The 4,650-nt window shown below is 33.3% G+C and carries 4 protein-coding genes and 1 pseudogene; 2 read left to right on the top strand and 3 right to left on the bottom strand.

Going from position 1 to position 4,650, the window contains the following annotated elements; all coding sequences use genetic code 11:
- From HMPREF9074_RS12330 to HMPREF9074_RS04885, 3 genes and pseudogenes are all read right to left on the bottom strand, one after another.
- Positions 1-518: pseudogene (locus tag HMPREF9074_RS12330) on the bottom strand (hypothetical protein); the annotation flags it as partial.
- A gap of 21 nt (positions 519-539) precedes the next feature.
- Positions 540-1,664 (bottom strand): DUF2931 family protein, encoded by a 1,125-nt coding sequence (locus tag HMPREF9074_RS04895; RefSeq protein ID WP_034539854.1) that lies wholly within the window; start codon positions 1,662-1,664, stop codon positions 540-542.
- A gap of 277 nt (positions 1,665-1,941) precedes the next feature.
- The gene (locus HMPREF9074_RS04885) at positions 1,942-2,421 is read right to left on the bottom strand and encodes a Dps family protein (protein ID WP_009389318.1); all 480 of its coding nucleotides are present in this window, start codon (positions 2,419-2,421) and stop codon (positions 1,942-1,944) included.
- 402 nt (positions 2,422-2,823) lie between these two features.
- Here HMPREF9074_RS04885 and HMPREF9074_RS04875 point away from each other — a divergent pair, with 402 nt between their 5' ends.
- Together HMPREF9074_RS04875 and HMPREF9074_RS12325 are read left to right on the top strand one after the other, a co-directional pair.
- Positions 2,824-3,846 (top strand): BT4734/BF3469 family protein, encoded by a 1,023-nt coding sequence (locus tag HMPREF9074_RS04875; protein WP_009389319.1) that lies wholly within the window; start codon positions 2,824-2,826, stop codon positions 3,844-3,846.
- Positions 3,847-3,989: 143 nt separating this feature from the next.
- Positions 3,990-4,650: RNA-dependent RNA polymerase family protein (locus HMPREF9074_RS12325; protein ID WP_034539852.1), on the top strand; the 661-nt coding region annotated here is incomplete at its 3' end.

Genomic DNA, 4,650 nt, shown 5'->3' with positions numbered 1-4,650 from the left:
TGATAAGTAGTGCTTTCCGTAGGCGCATTGCTGATATAATGAGTCTCTTTTTCTCTGCGTCCTTGCGCATCTACCTCATAATCAATATGCGATTTAAGAAAGCCCCCTGGCGAATAGGTTACTTCTTTCACCAAAAAGCCTTGTGGGTCGTACACAAACATTATCTTGTCAGAATTCTGCCTTTCCATAAACAGCTTGCCCTGTGGATTGTAATAATACTCACTGCGCAAATAGATAGTTTCGTCTTTGAACAAAAAGCGTGTTTCTACGAGCATTCCTTCAGGGTTATAGCGTTTATATTTATTGTAGATATTCGACATTTTGAAGACCACAAGGTCGTCATCGTCTTCAATTTCGCCTTTGCTAAAAGCAGTACCTTCACCGCCTTTCACTTTATAGGGGATAGCGCGCAATGATTTTACCTTGCCGCGCAATTGGTCTTCCTGCCAATCATTTTTAGGTTGCGCTCCAGCCATCGCAAAAAGCACACAAAAGAATATTGTAAATAAACTCTTCATTTTTATTAATTTTTTATCTCTTTAATCTAAAGGAGTAGGTGTTATAATATTCCTATCGGAAAGTTTATAAAATTTTAATTCTTTAGGTTCTAAAATAGTTTGTTTGCCATTGTCACCTATCAATTGAAAGGTGAGGTAATCATTGTCGCGATTTATCCGAATATCCAAATGAGCCGTTACTTTATCGACTTCTTTTCCAAATACTTTTTGATAAGCAGCTACTACTGCTTCCCAATCAAAACTTACTTCAGCCAAATATTTTTGTCCGCTTTCAGCTTTGTAAGAAATGACTAATTCTTTAAACAAGGAACGTTTTTGAATAGGTTCTTCTAAATAGAAGAAATCTTCTTTACCCATATAGGAAGCGAAATCGGTATACAAGGTAGTGCCTGCCTCTCCATTCCAATAGCGATAGTCTACATCACCCATCTTTCCATTGGGAATTTCATAGACAGGGAACCATTGGTACTGATGGTTTCTATAACTATCCCATAAGCCAAAGGGGATGGGCTTGTTTTTATTAGCTTCGCGTACTGCTTTAGGAATAGCCAAATCGCTATTTAAAGTTTCTTCTCTGTCTTCTTTACTAAATATAAGACGTTGGTGACTATCTAACCCAGGAGGCTCTTTCAAATCTATTTTCTCAGCTTGGTATCTTCCTATTTCAGTAATTTTAAAATAGGCGTTACCAGCCCATAATACTACTACCCCGCCAGGAGCTATACCTACTACTACCGTATTATAAGTAGTGTGTTTTACCTCCCCATTAGGCAGTCTTTCTTCATAGCCTTCTCTAAAGAGTTTTGCTATCTTTTCGTAATCAATAGCTGTTTTGAGTCTATAAAAGCAATCCTCTTTATAAGAAAGCCATACCATATCTACACTTGCAGGCAAGTATCCCATTGAGTGGCTTTCATATCCATAAGCATTTCCCCAATCGGGTTCTTCTTTTTCAGTGTAGAACTCTCTTGAAATGGGAGTTCCTCCTACCATAGCAGCGTAAAACCGTATAGGGTAACCTATGGGGACATTCACCGCTACGCCCCAATCGTATTGAGGTTCGTTTATATTCTTATTATTGCTATTATGGTTTTGACAGCTAGCGAGCTGCAGGATTAACAGTAAAAATAATAATATCTTTTTCATAATTATCCTTTATTGAATAGCATCTATACTGACCGCCACGTTTTCTCGTCCTAATGCTCGTGTATGCTGACCGCCACGTTTCCCCCTTTGAAGGGGGGTAGGGGGATGTTTTATTTGAAGGGAGTCCGCGAGCTGGCGCAGCGGAGTATGTGCACTCGAGGGATGTTAATAATCAGATACGCAAAAGTAATAAAAAAATACCAATCAGCCAAAAAAAATAGACTGCCCTTTTTGGGGGCAGTCTCGATTGTTAAAAAATATAGACGAATTGATAACCTTAAATTACTTCGTTGAGGTAAGCTTTAAGCATCCACACGTTCTTTTCCTGACCAGAGATGAAGTCGCTCATTAGTGAGTTAGTACCCTCGTCGTTAATTTCGTCAGAAAAATCAAGGATTTCTCTTTCCAAAGGCAATAAAGCACTAATGGTGTCGATTACTAAGCGAACGGTTTTTTCATCGTCAAAGATATTTTCACCTACAGGCACAGAGGCGTGTTTCACGTAGCTTTCAAGGGTATGGAAAGGCACGCCGCCGAGGGTAAGGATACGTTCAGCTATTTCGTCAACTTGTTCTTGGGCGGTAGTGTATAGTTCTTCGAACTTCACGTGCAGTTCAAAGAAGCGTTTTCCTTTGATATTCCAATGCACTCCGCGAAGGTTTTGGTAATAAGTTTGATAATTAGCTAAGAGCACGTTAAGTAGCCCAATTTCTTTTTCAACATCGGCTTTGTTAAGCCCTAAAGTATTTAATTTCATAAGATATTTGTTTTTAAAATTCTACGCCGCAAAGGTACGCCATTTTTTGCTGAAAAGAACGCCATAACGATAGATATTTCTAATTTTAGAATAAGCAAACATTTTGCTACTTTATTAAAAATACTGCAATTATATCTTCAGTACAGAAAGGATATATAATGGATATAGGAAGAATACAGGAAGCCTCAACAAAATCTATTATCAAATCAGCAACAAAAATATCGAAACATTGCAAATAATGCAATACCACTTCTACTACTCCCACTCGTCCCACTTGTCTCACCTGTCCCACTCGTCTTACTAACGAAAATCAAAAATACAAGCAACAAACTCACATTAGTGAAAATATAGTAATTTTGTTTTTTAGCAAAAAGATGTATATTTGCACTTTGTTTTTGAAGAATGAATGTAAATATTTGTAACATATTAAATGTAGAAGTTTCCTTTCAAGAAAACACTTGGACAGAGATTACTAAAAATATATCCATTCAACAAGTGTTAAATATCATAAAAAAGGAGGAATATAAAAATGTAATAGGAAAATTGCGTAATGAACTTGAAAAGGGAAATATAGAATATTATAATAGCAATAAGAAAAGATTGCCAGCTGTTACCTTTTCAGGAACATTTAAAAAGAAAAGAACTCTTGATTATATTCAATCTTATAATCCTATTGTTGTTATTGACATAGATAAATTAGATAATGAGGAACTTGATAGAGTTTATGATGTATTAGCTAAAGAACCCTATGTACTTAGTTTTTGGAAATCACCTTCAAATAAAGGTTTTAAAGGGATTGTACCTCTAAATTATAATACTGATAGTCAAGATTCAAACTTAATTCATAAATCTGCTTTCGAAAAACTATCTGAGTATTTTAAAAAAGAACATAATATAGAACTTGATAAGAGTGGGAGCGATATTACACGATTATGTTTTATTTCTTCTGATAAAGAGTTAGTTTTAAAAGAAGAAGTTACTTTTTTCAAAGTTGAGGATGAAGATTTATTAGATAACAAAAGTAGTAAAACTGATGAAAAAATAAAACATTATGTTTTGAAATTTTCTAATAAAAGAGATGCTTTATATAATCCTAAAAATAGGAATAAACCTAAAGACAGAACTGCTATGTCGAATATAATTAAATATCTTAAAGTTAAAAATAAAAGTATAACCTATAGCTATGCCAATTGGTATAAAGTAGCTATGGGAATAGCTAATTCATTTACATTTGACATAGGGAAAAAATATTTTAACAAATTAAGTGCTTTAGATGTTGGTAAATACAATTCTATTAATTGTGAAAACTTTTTAACTGACTGCTATGAAATACGAAATGGCTCTATCACGTTTGCCTCGATAATATATTTAGCAAATCAGCAAGGTTATAAAACAAAATCTCAAAAAAATAAAGGGGGGTTCTGAAGACGGCGGACAAAAACAACTGTCGTAAGTATCACTCCATTAACGGTAAGTTACTGCCTGAGAGCTTAAAATAGGACATAAGGCATATCTATGTCAGAATATTTGGTATGCAATATCAATAGCGGGAACCCCCTTTATTATCTATGAAACCAATAGAAGATTTTTTATCAGAAACAGAAATTATAAAAAGTATTTGTAAAATCAGAGTTAAGCTAGCTAAGAGTAGGTCTAAAAAACATTTGTTAAATTACTTAACTAAAAATCCAAAATATAATTATCATCAAAGTATTAAACTTACAAATGAATTAGAAAAACTTCAATTTGAGATAGATAAACAACTAAAAAAAATACTTCCCCCAAGAAAAAAATGGAAGGAGCCTTTACTTCCTATAATAGACAATGAGAGTAGAAAAATTATTAAAAGAAGAGAATTCAAAAATTCTTCTGACAGAAATTTCTATTCATTACTAAATACAATTAAGTATTATAAAAACATCAATTCACAAGAAACGTGGCTTTTAAATTTAACTAAGTTTGTTACTGAAATTAGAGATATTCTGATAGATAAAAAATATACTTTAACTTCTCCTATTGTAATTCCTAAACTAAAAAATGAAAAAATACAAAAAGAAGAAAATGAATGTCGCCCAATATGTATGTTCAATTTAAAAGATAGAATTGTTCTAAGTATTGTCAATAAGTTTTTAACTTATTTATTTGATAGTACTTTTGAAAATACTTCTTATGCTTTCAGAATTAAGAAAAATAGTGAGGGGAAAAATCTCTCACATCACGATTGTATAA

This window comes from Capnocytophaga sp. oral taxon 329 str. F0087, assembly GCF_000213295.2.
Taxonomy (GTDB): domain Bacteria; phylum Bacteroidota; class Bacteroidia; order Flavobacteriales; family Flavobacteriaceae; genus Capnocytophaga; species Capnocytophaga leadbetteri_A.
This window is presented reverse-complemented; position numbering and strand designations above follow the sequence as displayed.